This is a genomic window from Chromobacterium sp. CCUG 76385 (assembly GCF_059916625.1).
In genome coordinates, this window is sequence record NZ_JAUCGU010000074.1 from 1 (window position 1) to 227 (window position 227).

The window sequence follows — 227 nt, forward strand, 5'->3', positions numbered from 1 at the left end:
GGCTGCTGCCGGTGTCCGAAGCCGTGGCCAGGGCCAGGCCCGTCGGCGCGCTCGGCGCGGCGGTGTCGATGGTGATGTTGTAGCCGCTGGATTGAGCGCTGACATTGCCGGCCGCATCGGTCGCCGTCGTCCGGATGCTGTGGTTGCCGTCGGCCAGGCTGCTCGCCAGGTTGTAGCTCCATGCCCCGCTGCCGTTCGCCGTCGCCGTGCCCACCGCCGTGCCGTCC

1 protein-coding gene is annotated in these 227 nt (G+C 72.2%); it reads right to left on the reverse strand.

Going from position 1 to position 227, the window contains the following annotated elements; genetic code table 11:
- On the reverse strand, positions 1-227 hold a 227-nt coding region (locus QUG01_RS19925; RefSeq protein WP_500831607.1), incomplete at both ends, for an Ig-like domain-containing protein.